The organism is Rhizobacter sp. P2_H3, from assembly GCF_056403355.1.
Genome location: NZ_JBFUFQ010000443.1, coordinates 1 through 2,093 on the forward strand (window position 1 = coordinate 1; position 2,093 = coordinate 2,093).

Sequence of the window (2,093 nt, forward strand, 5' to 3'; positions counted from 1 at the left end):
GGCTGCTGCTGCGCGCGCTGCGCGGCGGGCAGGACCACGCGCGGCACCGCCTGAACGGCCGTTACGGGCCGCTCACGCGGGCCGGCCGGGTGCGATTCTTCGCGCGGGCGCTCGCGCAGTCGGTGCTGGCCGCGGGACTGGCGCTGCTCGCGTGGCCGGCCGGTCGCCACCGCGCGGTGCACTGGCTGCTGAAGGTCGCGGCCAACCTCGGGAAACTGTCGGTCTTCGCCGGCTGGCACTACCAGGAATATGGCGGCGTGGAACACCCTGGCGGTGCGGTATGAGGACGCCGGGCCGCCCCAAGTCCGAATACCGCAGTGCGAAGCACGGAGGCTCCCAATGAGCTGGCTGCTGCCGGCGCTGCTGTCGCTGCTGGCCGTTCCGGTGGCGGCCTGCTCGGCCTACCTGCTGCTGCTCACGCTGCTGTCGCAGGCGCCGGGCGCGGCGCGGCGCTCGTCGGGCCGGCTGTTCTTCGATGTGATCGTGCCGGCGCACGACGAGGCGGCGGTGATCGACGCCTGCCTGGCGAGCCTGCGGCGGCTAGACTGGCCGGCCGACCTGTACCGCGTGCTGGTCGTCGCGGACAACTGCAGCGACGACACCGCGGCGCGTGCGCGTGCCGCCGGCGCCGTCGTGCTGGAGCGGCACGACCCGCAACGCCGCGGCAAGGGCCATGCGCTGGCACACGCCTTCGCCGCCAGCCGCGCGCACGGGCTGGCGTATGCCGTCGTGGTGGTCGATGCCGATACCGAGGTGTCGCCCAACCTGCTGGAAGCCTTCGCGGCGCGCATCGAGGCCGGCGCGAGGGCGGTGCAGGCCTGCCACGGCGTGCTGAACGCGCAGGCCTCGTGGCGCACGCGGCTGATGGCGATCGCGCTGTCGTGCTTCCATCGCCTGCGCTCGCGCGCCCGCGAGCGGCTGCGGCTGTCGTGCGGCCTGCGCGGCAACGGCTGGTGCGTGACGCACCGCCTGCTGCGCCAGGTGCCGTACCGCGCCTTCGGACTGGCCGAGGACATCGAGTACGGCATCGCCCTCGGCCTGGCCGGGCAGCGCGTGCACTATGCCGACGAGGCGCGTGCCGACGGGCTGATGGTGTCGGGCGACGAGGCCGCCGCGAGCCAGCGCCTGCGCTGGGAAACCGGGCGCCGGCAGCTGGTGCGCGCGCGCGTGCGGCCGCTGCTGCGCGCGGCCCTGCGGACCGATGGCGCGGTCTGCCTGGACCTCGCGCTCGACCTGCTGGTGCTGCCCCTGTCGCAACTGGGCGCGAGCGCCGTGCTGCTGCTCGTGGCGGCGGGCCTCGCGTGGGCGTGGGATCCGGCGGCGCAGGGCTGGCTGTGGCTCGCGGCGGGCTGTGTCGCGAGCCTCGTCGCCTACGTGCTGCGCGGCTGGCAGCTCAGCGGCGTCGGGGTACGCGGCCTGCTCGACCTGCTGCGCGCGCCGTCGTTCGTGCTGTGGAAGCTGCTGCTGGTGCTGCGGGCGCGCGACAGCGCCGAATGGGTGAGGACGAAGCGGGAGCTGCCGTGAACGGGGCGGTGGCCGAGGCCCGGCGCCGGCACCTGGCGGTCGCGCGGCTGTTCAGCAGCTCGGTCGTCAGCCAGGCGGTGCTGTCGGCCGCGAGCTTCGCGATCGGGCTGCTGCTGATCCGCCACGCGGCGGCGGTGGAGTACGGCGCGTTCATCCTCGCGTCGAACGCGATCGCGCTGCTGGCCTCGCTGCAGAACGCGTTCTTCGGGCCGCTGCTGGCGAGCCGGCTGCACCGGCTCGACCGGGCAGGGCGGGCGCGGCTGGTCGGCGGGCTGTACCTGGCGCAGCGCCGCCTGCTGGGCGCGGTCGTCGCCGCGGCGGTGCTGGCGGCGTGCCTGCTGTGGGCCGCGGGCCGGCTGGAGGCGCGCACGGCTGCACTCGCCGGCGCGGCCGCGCTGGCCGCCTGCGTGGTGCTGAACCGCGACTACTTCCGCATGGTGCTGCTGGCCCACCGGCGCGCCACCGAGGTGCTGCAGGTCGACCTGCTGTATGCGGTGCTGGTGGTGGCCGGCGTGCTGGTGGCGGCGCGTGCGCCAGGGCCGGCGACGGTGGCGCTGCTGGCGATGGGC

The 2,093-nt window shown here is 75.4% G+C and carries 1 protein-coding gene and 2 pseudogenes; all 3 read left to right on the forward strand.

The annotated features are described in order from the left end of the window. Positions 1 to 284, forward strand: a pseudogene (locus tag AC1D1T_RS32120) (hypothetical protein); the annotation flags it as partial. Positions 285 to 339: 55 nt separating this feature from the next. Further along, entirely contained in the window at positions 340 to 1,524 is a 1,185-nt protein-coding gene (locus tag AC1D1T_RS32125) for a glycosyltransferase family 2 protein (RefSeq protein ID WP_477844726.1), read from the forward strand. Further along, positions 1,521 to 2,093 (forward strand): annotated as a pseudogene (locus tag AC1D1T_RS32130) (lipopolysaccharide biosynthesis protein); the annotation flags it as partial. The gene AC1D1T_RS32125 and the pseudogene AC1D1T_RS32130, both read left to right, overlap by 4 nt.

What these genes read in the sequence shown, in the direction of transcription:
- AC1D1T_RS32125 (WP_477844726.1), top strand. Translation starts at nt 340, where the DNA reads ATGAGCTGGCTGCTGCCGGCGCTGCTGTCGCTGCTGGCCGTTCCGGTG.